Consider the following 15,563-nt stretch of genomic DNA (forward strand, 5'->3'; position numbering starts at 1 on the left):
TTTATAAAGTAATCCCGATTTTGCAATACGTCAGTTTTCTCATTCAGATGGAGTGAAATATCATAATCCTCAGCACGCCGTCCACATAAGATGACGCTTAGCCCTTGATAAAACATGGCATTGTCTTCGCTTAAGCACCTTTCTATCGATGATAGCTTTTTATGTTAATCAAATCTACCAACTGGTAGGTAGCATTACTATTAAGTTACATCCTGCAGGAGTGAATGATGCGTGAATTACCCCTTTACAATGAAGATAATTTTAGAGAAATCGAGAGGCATGAAGGGGTTGCGGTGGTGCGCTTCTCTGCCCCCTGGTGCCCACCTTGTCAGATGAGCGAAGACATTTTTAACCATTTTGCCGAGCAGATAGAAAGCGACGTCAAAGTCGGCAAAGTGAATGTGGATCTGGCACCGGTACTGACCACCAAATATGAAATTTGGGGACTGCCGTCCGTACTGATGTTCAAGGATGGGCAGTTGGTCCAGCGTATACCGGGTGTTAAATCGGCAGGGTTTTATCAGCAAGCATTGTCAGAGCTGAAAAAAGGGCAGTGATGCCATTTTATCTATGTTTAAAAAAGTCTCTTAGCGGTCTGATGCATCATCGGCAAGCGGTTACCCCTCGTTCAGAGTGATAACCGCTTTGTTATAAAATAACCGACCAGTCTGCTTAGCGTTATTTATTGCGTTGGAAGGCCGGCATCAACGCTTTGTTATGTTCGATCACTTCATCCAATGCATTTTCAAGCAGTTGACCGCTTTTGACTAGGGGATTAATAACCAAGGCACGCCATGCCGTATACCGATTACCACTGATGGCTGCCTCAATGGTCAATTGCTCAAAGCTTTTCATCAGTTGAATCAGACGAAGTACATCTTCCGGGAAAGGTTCGACATTCAGTGGTATCGGTCCAGAACGGGTGATCATTGAACTGACCTCAACCGCACAGTCATCCGGCAGGCCCGCAATCGCACCATCGTTTCGCGTATTGACATGCATGATGATGCGTTTGTCGTTATATATTGCGCTCATCAATTCACATGCCGCATCCGAATAGTACTGCCCTCCCCGACCTTCCAGCGCTTTCGGTTTCTCGGCGAGTTCCGGGTTTCGATAAATTTCGAATAGTTCTCTTTCGAGCTCCTTTACGATCTCACCACGAGTCCCTTCCCCTTGTGCTTCGCCAAGCTCCTGACGGTACATGTCGTCGCTCATGTAGTAATAACGCAGGTAGGGGCAAGGTATCATTCCCATATTCGCCAACAACCGATCCGGCCATTTGAAAGGAGGAATATTTTTAGGCACCAACGGATCATTCCCCTCTGAAATCAGCTCAATGACCTGAGGAAGCTTATCCTTACCCTCATGATAAATATGGCGCGCAAAAATGAAGTGATTAAGTCCCGCGACCTGCATGATAAATTCATTGATATCGCTGACACCTAAAGCACTGGCAATACCCTTTTGCATAATAACAGGCACGTTGCACAGCCCTACGGTTTTGACTGTGCTGTGTTTCAGTATCGCTTCAGTGACCATTCCCGACGGGTTGGTGAAGTTCAGCAACCAGGCATCCGGGCACAGTTGTTCCATTTCTTTCGCTATAGCCAATGCAATCGGGATAGTGCGGCATGCATTGGCAAATCCACCCAGACCATTGGTCTCCTGACCGATCATGTCGTATTTCAGCGATATCCTTTCGTCGCTGATCCGTGCGTCCAGGCAGCCGGCCCTGAACTGAGAACAAACAAAATCGGCACCGAGCAGTGCTTCTGTGCGGTCAAGGGTTTCATAAACCGGTATATCCAGCCCATTTTTTTCCAGCATCCGTCGGGTGAGGCCCGCGATAATCGCCATTTTTTCACGGCCATCCTCAATATCAACCAGCCATAACTCGCGGATCGGAAATTCATTTTGACGCTTGATAATGCCTTCCATCAGTTCAGGTGTGTAGCTTGAACCCGCTCCAATAACCACTAACTTAAGACCCTTCATTAGATATTCCCCTCATCGTTGTTGTCAGGACGTCTGTTGGGCCAATTAAAGAGGACAAGGGGCTTAGTGGACAAACGATCAATTCCGGGGTATGCATTACTGTAAATAATGCATAAGAGAAAATTAAGAAGGAAAATGATGAATGCTCGCTCAACAGAACATACTGGCACTATTGCATACGTTTGAAACGGCAGCACTGCATATGAGCTTTACTAAGGCGGCGACTACTCTCAATCTGACGCAAGGGGCCGTTAGCCAACGCATTCGTTCTCTTGAATCCATGCTCGGATTCAGACTGTTTATTAGAATGACCAGAAAGCTTCAGTTGACCGATGAAGGGGAGCGTTTACTTGGCGTACTCGCGTTTTCACTTAAACGCATCAGTGATGAAATAGAAGATATTCGCGTGCAGGGGCTGAGAGGAACCTTGTCTGTCGGCCTTCCACCTACCTTCGCTTTTCTCTGGCTGATGCCGCGCTTACCGGTATTTACCGAACGGTGGCCGGGGCTGAATATCAATTTCAGAGTGAGAGCCGGTCTGGTAGATTTTAATCTCGAACGAGTAGATGTCGCTATATACTACAGTAATCTGAAATACCCCGATCTCTACTGCGAACGGTTATCTGAAGAGACGCTGGTTCCCGTCTGTATTCCATCTCTTGCAAAAAAAATCAGGCAAGCAAACCATTGGTTAGCTGAAGTCCCATTCATTCATACGTCTGAATCCGTTGACTCCCAGAATGTTTTTTCCGAATGGCGAGAATGGTGCAGGGAGTCTGGCAAAAACCTGCCTGTTGAAGATAATTTTTTGAGCTTCAACAATTGTCAGATGTCTATTGAAGCGGCACTCAATGGCGGCGGTATCATCATGGGCAGAAAACGACTCATTCGACATTACCTCGATGAGGGCCGACTGATTGCCCCTTTTGAAATAGAAATACCCGCCGGGCGAGGATATGACCTCATTATGCCACGAGAAAACCTTAACCGACCGGGCGTTCAGGCTTTGGCCGAATGGGTAAGAAATGTGTTTAACGAGGAATAAAGTCTGTTTTCGTTCTGATAAAGGGCAATGTAAGCCATATCAGACCTAATGCCAGAGAGCATGATGAAAATGTATGTCAGAAGTGAAAAAAGGGCAGTCATGCCCTTTTATATTTTCAACGCGATAACTATTGCGCTTTCAGTTGCTTAATCGCATCCAGCGTACGTGCGGAATAGACAACGGCAGCGCCTGCATTTAGGTTGATTGCCACACCCAGGGCTTCAGCAATTTCTTCTTCTGTGGCGCCAGCTTTAACGGCAGCTTCGGCATGGACGGCGATGCAACCATCACAGCGAGTCGTCACCGCACAAGCCAGTGCAATCAGTTCACGCACTTTCGCGCCCAGGAGGTTGGTCTTATTGCCGGCGTTGCCCAAAGCCATGACGCCTTTTAGTGTTTCCGGGGTCAACTTACCCAGATCACCAACACGTTGCATCACTTCTGAGCGGTATTCATTCCAATCTAACATGGGGTCATCTCCAGAATTATTTTCTTTTAACAATCATTAGGATCTGTTCAAGCGTATCGTTGAAAAGCTCAGGCTTATTAATCGCCCGGGAAACAACGCTGGCGCCCTCGCATAAATTCAAAATAAGCAGAGCCATTTTTGATGGCAGCAGGTCAGCAGTCAGCTCCCCTGCATCAACGCCACGGCTGACAATCCTGGTCAGCCAGGCAATCTGCATATCGAAATATTCGGTCGCCCGAACTCTGATATTCGGTGGCAGATTGGCCATTTCCGAAGACAAAGCACAGCACAGCGGCATACGCGACGTGCGATAGCTTTCGATGAAAAGCTCCACGTAGGCGGTAAGCATCTGCGCAACCGTATTCTCCGTCGCTTCAATCTGTTCAAATCGGTTTTTGGTATCGGTATGGGCCTGAATCACCACTTGTTCGCCCAAAACATCTTTGGTTGGGAAGTGGTGATGAATACTGGCCTTAGTGATACCAATGCTCTTTGACAAATCAGCATAGCTGAATGCAGAGTAACCCCGTTCGCGCATCAGATGGTCCGCTTCATTCAGAAGCCTTTCTCGTGTCATGACTGACATATAATCCTCACAATTATAATCTACTAGTTGGTAGATATTATCTGCGCCTGTTGTTCCCTGCAAGGGGACATCAGTTCACAACAGTAATTTAACCTTCTCTGATAACGCGTTTTGGTCGGAGTTAATAGCCATCAGGCAGTAGGGAAATGACAGTGTTCAGTCATTTCCCTCTCTGAGCTTTACCTACGCCAACCGAGTATCAATATTGACCGGGTTCGCCAACGTATCGTGGATCGGCGAGCTTTCTGGCAGTGCACGAACCATTTCTTCAAGCTGTTCACGGCTGGCGGTCGGACTGGAGAGCTTAACGCCAACACGGATCGCTTTCGCCCCGTTGCGAACTTTTTCGTCAAGACCCAGGAAACCGTTCAGATTAATGTCGAAGTTCAGGTCAAGTTCAATACCATCAAGCTCAATGCCCTTTTCTGCCGCCATCACAGTCAGAGTCGCGGTATAACAGCCGGCAAGTGCCTGCAAAATGTACTCAGCTGGGCCCATACCGCTATCAGTACCCGATAAATCAGCAGGTTCATCGCCAACATTAGCAAATTTTCCGGCGCGACTGGTATCAACCTGGCCGTTCTGGATAGTCGCATGAGTTTCCACCCGGACGGATACCCCACCGTTGGATTTACTCTTCATGTTAAAGGTGAGATTGCCCAGCTCTGGCTGCTGGCGAATAGCTTCTCGTGTACCGCGAATAACATTAGCGTCAGCAAAAGGTTTTTTTGAATTAGTCATGACAACTCCTGAAGTGTCGAGTGATCTCAAAGATAAGGTTGGTGCCAAACGCAATCAACCTACTAGATGGTAGATTACTTTAAGATTGAGGTGTTGTCTACCACTATGGGGGCAACTTCTTAAGATAGAGCTACAAACAGGGACGTAAACGCTGCGATATCTACATTATGCGATGTATCGTGCTGACGTCCGAGTTCGGCATCTTGCTAAGCATCTTAATCGCTTGTGAGCTATGACCTCCTGACGGCATAGAATCTATGCATCTTTAACAGTACCCAAGTATAGAAGCATAGTTTTCAGTAATTATTGAGTATGAAGGACTGATCAAAAGAAACAATATAGGCAATCATCATAAAAGTTATTTCTCTCGTACTAAATAACCGTTATAGACTGAAATCACAGAACGATTGACCGAAGTGAAATCAACATTCAGCAATTCAATTAGCGGGGGAGCGACCATATGGAAATCCACAACCGGACTCCAAATGTATATGACTTGCTTGAAATAAACAAAATCCTACTTTCAACTTCAAATAATGGTGAGTCATTTGAGAAAGACTTACATCTCAATGGATTCATAGAAAAACCATGGGGATATGAGTATAGAGTTTATTGTGATTCTATTTTTGATGTATGGCGCCTTCATATATCAAAGAATCAATCCACTTCAATGCATTGTCATATACTCAAAGACACCGTCCTTATATGCCTACATGGTGATGGCGAGACCAGATTTCTTGATGGTACACATCAGGCGTTAAAATCTGGGGACAGCATATATATTGCAAAAGGTGTATTCCATCAGACTATTTCGGGAAAATCAGGCATCGAATTAATCGAAGTTGAAAATCCAAGAAACAAATTCGACTTACTCAGACTTAAAGATAATTATGGCCGGCAAAATATGGCATATGAAAAGAAATCACAGGAACATGATCTTTTACCTCCTTTGCAACAGATAGCTGCAGGCACATTGATCAGAGAACATGACCTACACAAATTAGCATACTTTTCCGTCAAAAATCTTGATAGAAAAATGTTGAATGACGAGGATGATTTTATTTTTATTTCATTAGATGTAAAAAGCCATCTAATGGGAAAGATTCATATCCTACGAGCTAAAGATGCCATCTCAGAAATGTACTGTGGTCAGAATGTATTTTTAATTAACGTCCCGTAACGCAATAAGAAGGAAAATAACATGTCTAATCCGACACGAGTAGTGATAATCACTGGTCCAGGTTTTCAGGATCACGATGTAGTTTATACTTACTATCGTTCTAAAGAGGAAGGATACGATATATCTATTGCAACAAAGGATGGAAGTGCAGTGACAGGGAAATATGGCATCACTGTTCCTATGGATAAAAGATCCAAAGACAATATTAATTTTGATCAACTCAACGCCACTGATTTTGATGCTGTTATTCTCACTGGCGGTCATGAAGCGCCTGATAGAGTTCGCCAAGATCAGAGAGTTAAAGATTTTCTAAAGCAGATGGTAATACAGGGGAAAGTTGTGGCTGGGCTCTGCCATGGTCCCTGGATTATGATTTCTGCCGGTATTCTAAGAGACAAACTCACCTGCGCTTATGTTGGTCTGAAAGACGATATGATTAATTCCGGCGCCAATGTAATTGAAGCAGATGTAGTTGTCGACGGGAATATCATAACTTGCTCCTATTATGCTGAATGTGGAAAATTTATGCGTCAGACATTCGATGCAATAGATAGATGGAAGCGCGGCGAAACTCTTAAAGAACCGCTGGTGGTATAATTCGATGTTAATAGCAATGGATTTCGACGGGGTCGTGGTTGATGGAGTAGACGAATGCATGCTAATTACATGGAATGTATTACATGACAGACCTCTCAGTGATTTTAACCAAGATGTACTTCAAAACATCCCACGCCTGATGGCTAAACGATTCAGGAAATTAAGGAATTTTGTACGCCATGACGGTCACTTTATTGCCTCATTCACTGAATTTGGTAATGAAGCTATAGATAATGACAGATTCACTGCTATATATGAATCAATTCCAACTGAAGATAAGAAAATATTCAGGGATAAGTTCATCCATTATAGGAAGCTGGCAAGAAGTCTCTACCCTGATTTTTGGGCTGAACTACACCGTCCGCTATTGGATGTTTCAAATTTATTTGAAACAGCTAATGATATCTATATTGTATCAGGAAAGGATGAAGAGTCTATATTATACATTCTAAGTAAATATGGTTTAAACATACCCGCGAATAAAATATATGGGAGGATGACTGACAAAAACAAGACTCTTACCTTGCTAAAATCAATAGCCTTCGATAAAAACGAGGATATTCTATTTATTGATGACAATATCCAAAATGTTATTGATGCATTAGATCATGGCATTCAATCATTTTGGGCTAATTGGGGATACAACATCCCTGAGCATAAATTAATGGCACTTCAAAAAGGAATTAATGAATTAGATACCGAGGATCTCTTGAAATTAGTCAAGAAACCCTCTTAACGCAATATTATTTCAATTTTTTCTGTATGAGGAGTAATAACTCATGGCGAAAGAAATACTATGTGGTTTTGGAGTGGGTGTAGATGCCGTTGCAGGCTGGCTATCTTCTTATGGGGGAGAAGATTCTCCAAGCGATATATCTCGCGGTATGTTCGCTGGCGAAGTAGGTACTCCACGTCTTCTGAATCTATTTGACCAGTTTAATATCCCCACCACCTGGTTTATGCCTGGTCATTCCATCGAAACCTTTCCTCGGCAAATGGAAGCAGTTGTCAATGCTGGACATGAGGTAGGGGTTCATAATTACAGTCATGAAAACCCAATATCTATGTCGCCTGACCAAGAAAGAGAAGTCCTTCTAAAAGGCATTGACATGGTCACAAAATTAACAGGGAAGAGACCTACTGGGTATGTCGCTCCATGGTGGGAATTTTCTCCTGTAACCACAGATCTTCTATTAGAAAATGGCATCAAATATGACCATTCACTAATGCATCATGATCATCAGCCTTATTATGTCAGGAAAGGTGATTCCTGGACCAAGATAGATTATTCCAAGACACCGACCGAATGGATGAAACCGCTGGTACGCGGAGAAGAGACGGACCTTATTGAATTACCCGCCAGTTGGACAATCGACGATATTCCTCCTTTCATGTTCATGAAAACAAAACCCAACAGCCAAGGTTTCATGAATCCCAGGGACATCGAACAGTTGTGGAGAGATCAATTTGATTGGGTCTACCGTGAGCATGAATATGCGATCTTTACTTTTACGATTCACCCGGACGTATCTGGACGCCCGCACGTGTTAATGATGCTCGAACGCCTCTTAACTCATATGCTTGGTCATCCAGGGGTGAAATTCCTAAAATTGAATGACATTGCAGATGACTTTGCCAAGCGATCTCCACGGATAAAATAATGACACGGCAGCCGATAAGGCTGCCTGTTTTATGTATCTCAAACCATAAATCCGCTATTTTTTGATAGTTCGAGAATTCTGTCTCTTATTCCTGAAACGAGTGGGTTACGTAATGAGCTATCAATCCATACCAAATAGATTGAATTTATAGGGAGTCTCTCATGGACATTCACTTCAACGATCTGACCTCCTGCTATGCTTTGGGCGCATAAATACTCAGGCATCACAGTCCAACCAATATTTTCTCGGATCATTCTTTCTAAAATCCGCAAATCCGGTACAGTAATAGACGGACGAAGCAGTGCAAAAAATCGCGAAGAATCCTGGAAAACTTCCCTTATCAAGGGTAACTGTTCATCGTAAGCTATTAGAGGAAGCTTCGACAGCGTATCAATCACGTCCTCATTTTCTTTGAAGTTGTCTGCTATGAGTGACGCTACCACAACTATTAACTTTTCCATTCCAATTTCAGCATATCCAAATTTTTGTTTATCCGGCATAGAAGTTGTGAAACCTAGTTGACAACTTCCGTCCAGAAGACAGCTGTATATGCGCTTCCTATTTCCTGTCAAAACTTTAAATTTAATACCTTCATTGAATAATATTTTCACCAAGTACGGTAATTTTGACCACATTAATTCTGCTGGCCCGATGAAAGATACTGTCCCCGAGGACTTTCTTGTACGTGATCTAAGCATCGACAACTTCAGTTCAATAGTTTCTAAATCTGAAGCCACCAATCTCGCCAATTCCTCCCCATCCACTGTAGCCACCACACCATGTGAACGACGAGTAAAGAGAACACACCCGGTAAAAGCCTCAAGTGAATGAATGTGGGCAGACATTGCAGGCTGGCTTATGCCCAACCGCATTGCCGCTTTTGAAATCGAACCAGCTTTGTATACTTCAACAAAACTTCGTAACTGAACCAGATAGCTCATACTGCGCATCCTTAAGAGCCTGAAGCTCTCCGATTACGACATAAAATCGAAAGCCTGCACAGTATTATGTTATAAACATGTTCCGTTAATGCTTCTATACATATTAACTTATTTTAACAATTAAAGGATTTTATAGGGCAAGGATAGAACATATCAAGATAACCCATTGATATACCTATATTTTACGTGCGTTATACTGGTTGGCATTAAGGTTTCAAGCATGCCATGAGATTCGGATTGGCGTGTTGTCTTCTATTACATACTCTGGGGAGTGATAGTCGCTAAACCTTTAAATTGACTAAACAATCATTGTATTTTTATCTATTAACGTTGACGACCTCAACTCAAATCGAGTTATCACAAATTCCGTTGGTCAGCGAAGCGGTTAGCTTCTTTTAGACCGGTTCGGACTACCTCTCGGAACATTAATCATCATCCCATGGTGCCCGTTTCCATTTTTCAGTCATGAAATCAATAAATACACTTAGCCTACGGGGTATTGGTTCTCGCCGCGCCCGGACAACACTGATCTGAGATGTGTTTGCTTCCCAATCAGGCAGAACTCGGCAAAGTTTCCCAGCTCTCAATTCATCATGAATATCCCAAGTTTCTCGAAGAGATATGCCAAGCCCCGCCAAACTCCAGGCATGCAATACGTCTCCGTTGTCACTGATAAGGTTGCCAGTAACGCTGATGCTTCTTTCATGACCGGCTTTACGTAACGTCCATGAGTTGTGTAAAAAACCCGGGTAAGCGAATACTAAGCAGTTGTGATTTAAAAGATCTTCTGGTCGCTCAATGGGTGGATGATTCTTCAGATATTCGGACGATGCGATGAGAATACGTCTATTATTTGCTATTTTTCTGGCCAGAAGGCGAGAATCAGCCAGATCCCCCATACGAATAGCCAGATCGAAATCACCACTGTAAAGATCCTGGATTTGGTCAGATAACCTTAAATCAAAGCCCACCCTCGGATGTACTTGGCAGAATGCAGCGATCGCAGGAGCAACATATTTTCGGCCAAACGGTGCGGGCGCAGTCAAACGAATATTTCCGCTTAACTCCTCACTATCCCCTCGGGAAAGTTCCTTCATCTCATCCAGAACGGCCAACGCTACGCGAGCCCTCTCAGCTATAGCTCTGCCCTCGTCTGTAATACGTAGATTACGGGTGTTTCTTTCAAAAAGTGTAGTGCCAAGTGCAGTTTCCAGCCTGGCTATCTGCTTGCTCACCATCTTGGGGAGTATCTGTAGGTCTCGTGCTGCGGCAGAGAAATTGTTTCTGTCGACGACGTGTAAAAACACTTCAAGGTCGTCATTTCTCAAGTTTATTTTGTTCATTTTGGGGTAAGTGTTTGTCCGTTTAGGTCTATTTAAAGGATAAATAGATTGTTCCACAATAAGACTCAATATGACAAGTCTGTTATGTCGCATGCAATCAGAAGAATTTTGCTTTAAGTCCCCCCATATAGAGGAAGTTAAAATGCCCAAACGTATCCTGTTTGTATTGACCAGCCATGACCGTAAAGGTCAAGCCGAGAGTAAAGATGCCGCACCCAGTGGTTTCTATCTTTCTGAGGTGTCTCACCCCTACGATGTACTCACAAAAGAAGGATATGAAATTGATTTCGTGAGTCCCAAGGGAGGCAAGACACATGTTGACGGTTTAGACCTCAGCGATCCGGTTAACGCCTCCTTTTGGAATAATGATTCCTTACGCGAGGCAACTAAAACCACATTAAAACCCTCGCAGATTGATCCTGACGTCTATGACGCCGTCTACTATGCAGGAGGGCATGCGACGATGTGGGATCTCCCTGACAATATAGAGTTGGCGGGTGTTTCATCACGAATTTATGAAAAGGGTGGCGTTGTCGCTGCGGTTTGTCATGGCCCCGCCGGATTGGTGAATATTCGGCTTTCCGATAATGAATATCTGGTTGCGGGCAAAAAGGTGTCAGCTTTTACCAACGATGAAGAACGTGCTGTAGGGTTGTACGACATTGTTCCATTCTTACTTGAAGACACGCTGAAGCAAAGAGGTGCTGAGCATCTTGCAACCGCAAATTTTCAGCCACAGGTGATTGTCAGCGAGAGATTAGTGACCGGACAGAATCCCGCTTCCGCAAAAGGAGTCGCTGAGGCAATGCTGCCTTTGTTGGCTTCTATTGAAAATAGAAGAGCCTGAGTTATGAAAGAACGCATGCCTTTTGTTATATATGTCTTTGCACTCTGCGCTTTTGCTTTGGGATTCACTGAATTTGTCACGATCGGCTTAGTTTCCAGGATATCAGCTGATCTAAACGTCAGTGTCAGTCATGTAGGTACAGCGGTGACAGCCTACGCCCTCGGTGCCGTAATTGGTGCTCCGGGATTAACTGCGTTGGCAACACGATGGCCTCGTAAAAGATTATTACTTGTTGCTATGGGCCTGTTTACAGTTGGCAATGGTATCGTCGGTGCGTCTGAGTCCCTAACGCCTATGTTGATTGCACGATTTGCTTCCGGTTTAGGGCACGGAGTGTTTCTTGCTGTTGCTTCAAGTGTGGCAACCCAACTGGCTGGGCGACATCGTGCTGGCGCCGCTGTTTCGGTCGTTTTTGGCGGTCTTACAATTGCGTTGGCATTAGGCGTACCACTTGGTACCTACATCGGTAGTCTGTTGAGTTGGCAGTCTATATTCATGGCAGTAACGGCAAGTGGAGCGATCGGTTTCATTGGATTGGCAATGCTGATGCCCACGGATCAAAATGATCCCTCCTTGCAAGCAAATGCCATGGACGGTTTAAAAGCCATGTTCAACCCACTACTGCTTGCGGGAGCAGGAATTACAGTTTTGGCCTATGCAGGATCTTTTGCCCTGTATACGTATATTTCCCCGATTCTACTTCAGGTAACGCATGTAGACGAGCGTACGAGTAGTTTGCTTATGTTGGTCTACGGCGTGATGGCCGCTATCGGGAATGTTTGGGGTGGTCGCCTGACTGACAAGCAAGGTGCAGATCGTGCCGTGATGACAATTCTTATTGGTCTGGCGATCGTCCTCTTTGCTATGTGGTTCTCTGTCTCATCCTTAATGTTAATGGCACTGTTTATTGGGTTGCTTGGAGCATTGACATACGCAGCGGTCCCCTCAATGCAAGCAAGAGTGATAGGGCTATCTCACATACATGCACCTGAAGCTCCAGCTGTGGCAGCAGGACTGAATATTGCCGGTTTTAACGGAGGAATTGCATTAGGGTCGCTATTGGGGGGGGTAGCACTGGATGTTACTGGTCTTACAAGCCCTACTTGGGTTGGAGGCGGAGTAGTAATCGTTGGTATTTTATGGATGTTATTACAAATAAATTCTAATAAAAGACGCACCACCTCCGATTACTCCTGATAGTACACATAGCATTTAAAATGGCTCAGTGAACACCAAATCACTGAGCCATTTTATTTTACCTCTTTGAAAAATGTCACAACCAAACATAGGTTATTTTTTATTTTATAAAATCCGCCCATGTCATTCTGATCTATTTCATATCAATCAGAATTTTAAACATCTTTCAAAAACACAGCGAAATTCATCAGCAATATCATTGTGTGAAAGGAGATGTATTATGTCAGACAATCCAACTTGCCTAAACATTAGAGATGGAATTCCAGACTGGATAACTATAAGGGAGGCGGTAAGACTTCTCAATGCATTGAATGGGTGTAAAATAAGAAAAAGTGATTTTTATCGATTTGCTCTGCAAGGGAAAATTCGGTTTTCAATATATTTTCAATCCCCAGTAATATTGAGGAAAATTAAATCACGAAATCATAAATTAAAGCTAAGACCAATAAAAAATTCGTCAACGATGAAATCATTCATGCCTGCCGAAAGTTCCTTTGTCAACGAGAACAATTTAACTTTCAGTACTGAAGGAAGATATATCCACCCTGTACAAAGAGTCATTGACACAACATTACTCGGCTATGAATATGTCCTTATACAGCGTTTACTTGCACATTCATTAAAGATACCATCACCTGTAACAGGAGCAAAGTCGAATAATTATGGTATTACCGTCTGTTTATTGGGGGAATCGTTTCAACTTTTCGAAAAGATGACATGGCATGAAAGAATCGAACGACACGTAAAAAGGCTACCTAAAGATATTTCATCAGATGATTACGAAGATATAATACTAAACGCTACAAAGAAAGATTCGCATAAATATTATTTTCCTATGCATGAATTACCGAGTGATGCCTGCTTTGTCCTCAGAAAAAGTGAACTTGATAAGTTGATCAACAAACCGATCGAAAAAGAAATACTTCAACCGTCTCCAACTCGGATATCCACCCCTCTATCACGCCTCTTCTGGCTTGCCTGCAAAAATAATGAAACTATCAGTCCGTTAATCATGCAACCGTATAAACTACTGTCCATTTTTGAACAATGGGCATCTGAGGAAGGCATTACCGATCGATTCAGTGGCGACACGCTCAAGACTGCGCTTGAGCGCGGCTCGCCCCCTTCCCTGCCAACACAAAAGTAAGATGATGCCCTTCGCTATGAAAACCCGTATTAAGGATTGTATTTCCCGTAATACGGGCTAATCAACTTTCTCCACACCACGACTTTGTGTTGTCGTGTTATCTCCCGGCTAGCGCTATATCTGCCACAGGAGAATAACGTGACATCTCATCAGTTATTACGTCTGAAACAGGTTGAGGAAAAAACGGGCCTGAAGCGCTCTCAAATCTATCTGTATATGAAAGACGGCACCTTCCCCCGCTCAATCAAGATTGGCCCGGCCAGTGTCGCCTGGCTCGAATCGGAAATTGACGAATGGATCAATATTAAATTAGTCCGCCGCTCAATAGGCTGAAGGGAGATAATACCATGATTATCCCATCACTTAATTACGCCGTATTAACCGATGCCCTGCATGCATTGAAGGAGGGCAACATTCGTTACTGTGAATCGCTAGGATTCACTTTCGACGAAATGAATGCCCTCAACCAATTATCACTAGACGAGCTGTTTATCCTCAGTCGGGAGTCTGCGCAGTTTTTGGCTGTGACGGTTCATCACGACGCGTTACACCTGCTTCTGGCGAAATCCCGTGAGGAGGTTCTGCAGCAGCAACGTATCAACCACGCTATCCGGCTGGGTGGGTCAATTGCGCTCCTCAATAAGTATTTTGGCCTCACCTCCAACGAAGTTTGCCTTCGCCGCCGCTTACTGGGCGTCCGTGTGCCTTATGGCCGGACGCCAGAGCCGGACGAAGAGACGGATGCGGCCATCTGGCGGCAATGGCAACAATGCCGGGTGGCCAACCTGGAATCGACCGATGCGTTGGCCGCCATGATGCAGGTAACGCAAACCCTGCTGCCGAAAGTCGAAGGGTTGTCACTGACCATCGTCTGGAAGCGTATCGCACTTTGCGAACAGGAGGCGTCAGACCGGAGGGCCGCCCATGCCAGATGAGATTGACCGCGATCAGGAATTTAATGAGCAACGACTGGAGGATATGATTGAACAGAGTCGTTTTAAGCCAGGGTCTACGCCATCATTATTCCATTGTCGTGTATGCGGTAAGCCCATTCCTGAAAAGCGACGGCAGGCACTTCCGGGCATAACCACCTGCACGGAATGTCAGGAAAAACTTGAACGCCGAAGACGTTAATAATGGTCACAGAGACATGCAGGAATATTTCCCCTGCATGTCTCTATCATTAACTATGAATACACAGTCTTCTTTATTAACTATTTCACTTCCATTTATTTACCCCAAAGCTTATCCCCTTCTACCGCTAATTCATCTCTCTCATTTTAACTTTGAATTTATCGTTTATATACCGCCCCGGATATCTGATCCTGAAAGCGTCATTACATAATAGTTACCCGTATTGACGTAAATTCGCCTGAATCAGGCGTTGCTCTTTAAAAATAAGGTTCGGGCTGTCACGAAACCACAATTCAGGGTGCCGCTGAATGTTCTCGCTGACCCGTTAAAACCGGAATGCAGAATTGGGATGTGACATTTCTTTAACTCATCGTTGTTTTTAGTAGAGGAGGCCACATGCGAAAACCCATTTATCACGTATTTGTCACCCAGGAAAGTCAACCCGATGCACAGGGCGAAATAAACACGTATTGGACCAAGGTTGGCGTGGCGTTCGCTCATAACGGTAAGTCTGGCCTGAATATCATGCTGACACCCGGTATTGCTGTCTCCGGCAAGCTGGTGCTGCTTGAACCCAGAGAAGATAGCGGCATTTCGCAGGATACCGCCTCTGCTTAATCCGCTTTTGACCTTCCTCCGGCAGGGGCTTGGTATACACCCGCCGGGCTGACTGTTAA

At 44.4% G+C, this 15,563-nt stretch carries 19 protein-coding genes; 13 read left to right on the forward strand and 6 right to left on the reverse strand.

The window, feature by feature from the left end; all coding sequences use genetic code 11:
• Positions 1-227: 227 nt before the first annotated feature.
• Positions 228-557 carry a co-chaperone YbbN gene (locus EVX52_RS09120; protein WP_094898028.1) on the forward strand — a complete coding sequence of 110 codons (330 nt, stop codon included), beginning with the start codon at positions 228-230 and terminating at the stop codon, positions 555-557.
• Between the two features lie 121 nt (positions 558-678).
• On the opposite strand, the gene EVX52_RS09125 is transcribed toward EVX52_RS09120, so the two are convergent.
• Positions 679-1,998: a 6-phospho-beta-glucosidase gene (locus EVX52_RS09125; protein WP_048284451.1), complete on the reverse strand. Its 1,320-nt coding sequence runs from the start codon at positions 1,996-1,998 to the stop codon at positions 679-681.
• A 142-nt stretch (positions 1,999-2,140) separates the two neighbouring features.
• Between EVX52_RS09125 and EVX52_RS09130 the strand changes: the two genes are divergently transcribed.
• Positions 2,141-3,043, forward strand: coding sequence for a LysR substrate-binding domain-containing protein (locus EVX52_RS09130; protein ID WP_032693559.1), 903 nt, complete (start codon positions 2,141-2,143; stop codon positions 3,041-3,043).
• 127 nt (positions 3,044-3,170) lie between these two features.
• Here EVX52_RS09130 and EVX52_RS09135 read toward each other — a convergent pair whose 3' ends face one another.
• The 3 genes from EVX52_RS09135 to EVX52_RS09145 all read right to left on the reverse strand — a co-directional run bounded on the left by EVX52_RS09135 (position 3,171) and on the right by EVX52_RS09145 (position 4,839).
• Complete coding sequence (locus tag EVX52_RS09135) at positions 3,171-3,512, reverse strand: carboxymuconolactone decarboxylase family protein (RefSeq protein ID WP_032693558.1); 342 nt, start codon at positions 3,510-3,512, stop codon at positions 3,171-3,173.
• A 16-nt stretch (positions 3,513-3,528) separates the two neighbouring features.
• The gene (locus tag EVX52_RS09140) at positions 3,529-4,098 is read right to left on the reverse strand and encodes a TetR/AcrR family transcriptional regulator (RefSeq protein ID WP_094898027.1); all 570 of its coding nucleotides are present in this window, start codon (positions 4,096-4,098) and stop codon (positions 3,529-3,531) included.
• A 183-nt stretch (positions 4,099-4,281) separates the two neighbouring features.
• Positions 4,282-4,839, reverse strand: a complete 558-nt coding sequence (locus EVX52_RS09145) for an OsmC family protein (RefSeq protein ID WP_129991140.1) — start codon at positions 4,837-4,839, stop codon at positions 4,282-4,284.
• Positions 4,840-5,299: 460 nt separating this feature from the next.
• Between EVX52_RS09145 and EVX52_RS09150 the strand changes: the two genes are divergently transcribed.
• Genes EVX52_RS09150 through EVX52_RS09165 form a run of 4 tightly spaced genes read left to right on the forward strand, consistent with a single transcriptional unit; the run spans position 5,300 to position 8,277 of the window.
• Positions 5,300-6,019 (forward strand): cupin domain-containing protein, encoded by a 720-nt coding sequence (locus EVX52_RS09150; RefSeq protein ID WP_024359926.1) that lies wholly within the window; start codon positions 5,300-5,302, stop codon positions 6,017-6,019.
• A 21-nt stretch (positions 6,020-6,040) separates the two neighbouring features.
• Positions 6,041-6,616 (forward strand): DJ-1/PfpI family protein, encoded by a 576-nt coding sequence (locus EVX52_RS09155; RefSeq protein WP_094898025.1) that lies wholly within the window; start codon positions 6,041-6,043, stop codon positions 6,614-6,616.
• Positions 6,617-6,620: 4 nt separating this feature from the next.
• Positions 6,621-7,352 (forward strand): HAD family hydrolase, encoded by a 732-nt coding sequence (locus tag EVX52_RS09160; RefSeq protein WP_024359928.1) that lies wholly within the window; start codon positions 6,621-6,623, stop codon positions 7,350-7,352.
• A 43-nt stretch (positions 7,353-7,395) separates the two neighbouring features.
• A complete protein-coding gene (locus EVX52_RS09165) occupies positions 7,396-8,277 on the forward strand; it encodes a polysaccharide deacetylase (RefSeq protein ID WP_015689823.1) in 882 nt (293 codons plus the stop codon).
• 38 nt (positions 8,278-8,315) lie between these two features.
• Here EVX52_RS09165 and EVX52_RS09170 read toward each other — a convergent pair whose 3' ends face one another.
• Both EVX52_RS09170 and EVX52_RS09175 read right to left on the reverse strand, forming a co-directional pair.
• Positions 8,316-9,218: a LysR family transcriptional regulator gene (locus EVX52_RS09170; RefSeq protein WP_015689822.1), complete on the reverse strand. Its 903-nt coding sequence runs from the start codon at positions 9,216-9,218 to the stop codon at positions 8,316-8,318.
• Between the two features lie 425 nt (positions 9,219-9,643).
• Positions 9,644-10,561, reverse strand: coding sequence for a LysR family transcriptional regulator (locus EVX52_RS09175; RefSeq protein WP_032693554.1), 918 nt, complete (start codon positions 10,559-10,561; stop codon positions 9,644-9,646).
• Positions 10,562-10,703: 142 nt separating this feature from the next.
• Between EVX52_RS09175 and EVX52_RS09180 the strand changes: the two genes are divergently transcribed.
• The 7 genes from EVX52_RS09180 to EVX52_RS09210 all read left to right on the forward strand — a co-directional run bounded on the left by EVX52_RS09180 (position 10,704) and on the right by EVX52_RS09210 (position 15,504).
• Positions 10,704-11,408 (forward strand): type 1 glutamine amidotransferase domain-containing protein, encoded by a 705-nt coding sequence (locus EVX52_RS09180; RefSeq protein WP_094898024.1) that lies wholly within the window; start codon positions 10,704-10,706, stop codon positions 11,406-11,408.
• A 3-nt stretch (positions 11,409-11,411) separates the two neighbouring features.
• Entirely contained in the window at positions 11,412-12,605 is a 1,194-nt protein-coding gene (locus EVX52_RS09185; RefSeq protein ID WP_024359931.1) for an MFS transporter, read from the forward strand.
• A 220-nt stretch (positions 12,606-12,825) separates the two neighbouring features.
• Entirely contained in the window at positions 12,826-13,752 is a 927-nt protein-coding gene (locus tag EVX52_RS09190; RefSeq protein ID WP_120150989.1) for a hypothetical protein, read from the forward strand.
• A gap of 138 nt (positions 13,753-13,890) precedes the next feature.
• Entirely contained in the window at positions 13,891-14,085 is a 195-nt protein-coding gene (locus EVX52_RS09195) for an AlpA family transcriptional regulator (RefSeq protein ID WP_009635172.1), read from the forward strand.
• Between the two features lie 14 nt (positions 14,086-14,099).
• Positions 14,100-14,687: a DUF2857 domain-containing protein gene (locus tag EVX52_RS09200; protein WP_094898022.1), complete on the forward strand. Its 588-nt coding sequence runs from the start codon at positions 14,100-14,102 to the stop codon at positions 14,685-14,687.
• Positions 14,677-14,886: a TraR/DksA family transcriptional regulator gene (locus EVX52_RS09205; RefSeq protein ID WP_009635174.1), complete on the forward strand. Its 210-nt coding sequence runs from the start codon at positions 14,677-14,679 to the stop codon at positions 14,884-14,886. The genes EVX52_RS09200 and EVX52_RS09205 overlap by 11 nt, the downstream gene beginning before the upstream one ends.
• Positions 14,887-15,282: 396 nt before the next feature.
• The gene (locus tag EVX52_RS09210; protein ID WP_094898021.1) at positions 15,283-15,504 is read left to right on the forward strand and encodes a hypothetical protein; all 222 of its coding nucleotides are present in this window, start codon (positions 15,283-15,285) and stop codon (positions 15,502-15,504) included.
• Positions 15,505-15,563 lie beyond the last annotated feature (59 nt).

This window comes from Rahnella sp. CFA14(1/10) (genome assembly GCF_004195095.1).
Taxonomy (GTDB): Bacteria; Pseudomonadota; Gammaproteobacteria; order Enterobacterales; family Enterobacteriaceae; genus Rahnella; species Rahnella perminowiae.

Bases quoted from the DNA above. Each gene is read 5' to 3' on its own strand.
- EVX52_RS09120 (WP_094898028.1), top strand. From the start codon at position 228: ATGCGTGAATTACCCCTTTACAATGAAGATAATTTTAGAGAAATCGAG.
- EVX52_RS09125 (WP_048284451.1), bottom strand. From the start codon at position 1,998: ATGAAGGGTCTTAAGTTAGTGGTTATTGGAGCGGGTTCAAGCTACACA.
- EVX52_RS09130 (WP_032693559.1), top strand. From the start codon at position 2,141: ATGCTCGCTCAACAGAACATACTGGCACTATTGCATACGTTTGAAACG.
- EVX52_RS09135 (WP_032693558.1), bottom strand. From the start codon at position 3,512: ATGTTAGATTGGAATGAATACCGCTCAGAAGTGATGCAACGTGTTGGT.
- EVX52_RS09140 (WP_094898027.1), bottom strand. From the start codon at position 4,098: ATGTCAGTCATGACACGAGAAAGGCTTCTGAATGAAGCGGACCATCTG.
- EVX52_RS09145 (WP_129991140.1), bottom strand. From the start codon at position 4,839: ATGACTAATTCAAAAAAACCTTTTGCTGACGCTAATGTTATTCGCGGT.
- EVX52_RS09150 (WP_024359926.1), top strand. From the start codon at position 5,300: ATGGAAATCCACAACCGGACTCCAAATGTATATGACTTGCTTGAAATA.
- EVX52_RS09155 (WP_094898025.1), top strand. From the start codon at position 6,041: ATGTCTAATCCGACACGAGTAGTGATAATCACTGGTCCAGGTTTTCAG.
- EVX52_RS09160 (WP_024359928.1), top strand. From the start codon at position 6,621: ATGTTAATAGCAATGGATTTCGACGGGGTCGTGGTTGATGGAGTAGAC.
- EVX52_RS09165 (WP_015689823.1), top strand. From the start codon at position 7,396: ATGGCGAAAGAAATACTATGTGGTTTTGGAGTGGGTGTAGATGCCGTT.
- EVX52_RS09170 (WP_015689822.1), bottom strand. From the start codon at position 9,218: ATGAGCTATCTGGTTCAGTTACGAAGTTTTGTTGAAGTATACAAAGCT.
- EVX52_RS09175 (WP_032693554.1), bottom strand. From the start codon at position 10,561: ATGAACAAAATAAACTTGAGAAATGACGACCTTGAAGTGTTTTTACAC.
- EVX52_RS09180 (WP_094898024.1), top strand. From the start codon at position 10,704: ATGCCCAAACGTATCCTGTTTGTATTGACCAGCCATGACCGTAAAGGT.
- EVX52_RS09185 (WP_024359931.1), top strand. From the start codon at position 11,412: ATGAAAGAACGCATGCCTTTTGTTATATATGTCTTTGCACTCTGCGCT.
- EVX52_RS09190 (WP_120150989.1), top strand. From the start codon at position 12,826: ATGTCAGACAATCCAACTTGCCTAAACATTAGAGATGGAATTCCAGAC.
- EVX52_RS09200 (WP_094898022.1), top strand. From the start codon at position 14,100: ATGATTATCCCATCACTTAATTACGCCGTATTAACCGATGCCCTGCAT.
- EVX52_RS09205 (WP_009635174.1), top strand. From the start codon at position 14,677: ATGCCAGATGAGATTGACCGCGATCAGGAATTTAATGAGCAACGACTG.
- EVX52_RS09210 (WP_094898021.1), top strand. From the start codon at position 15,283: ATGCGAAAACCCATTTATCACGTATTTGTCACCCAGGAAAGTCAACCC.